Source organism: Chitinivibrio alkaliphilus ACht1 (assembly GCF_000474745.1).
Lineage (GTDB): Bacteria > Fibrobacterota > Chitinivibrionia > Chitinivibrionales > Chitinivibrionaceae > Chitinivibrio > Chitinivibrio alkaliphilus.
The window spans coordinates 1-315 of the sequence record NZ_ASJR01000092.1; the positions used below are offsets into that span (position 1 = coordinate 1).

General features: G+C 44.1%; 1 protein-coding gene. It reads right to left on the minus strand.

Going from position 1 to position 315, the window contains the following annotated elements; genetic code table 11:
• Positions 1-315, minus strand: a 315-nt coding sequence (locus CALK_RS11770; protein WP_034638482.1) for a DDE-type integrase/transposase/recombinase, incomplete at both ends; no start/stop codon positions are given.

The following is a 315-nucleotide window of genomic DNA, read 5'->3' on the forward strand; positions in this document are numbered from 1 at the left end:
CCGCTGAACCAGTACAGTCTCATACTTCCTGTGATATATCATTCGCTTCTTAAGTGTTGCAAAAAATGCTTCTGCCACGGCGTTATCCCAGCAATTTCCTTTGCGACTCATACTCTGTTTGCATCTAAACATTTTGAGAGTTTTGCGGAACTCATTTGAAGCATACTGCACACCTCTGTCACTGTGAACAATCAGCCCCTTTGCGGGCTTTCTTTTCCAATAGGCCCGGTTAAAGGCTGTTATGCTTGATTCCGCCTCCAGAGATTCACTGAGGTCCCATCCTACCACTTTCCGATTATAAAGATCAATGAATAG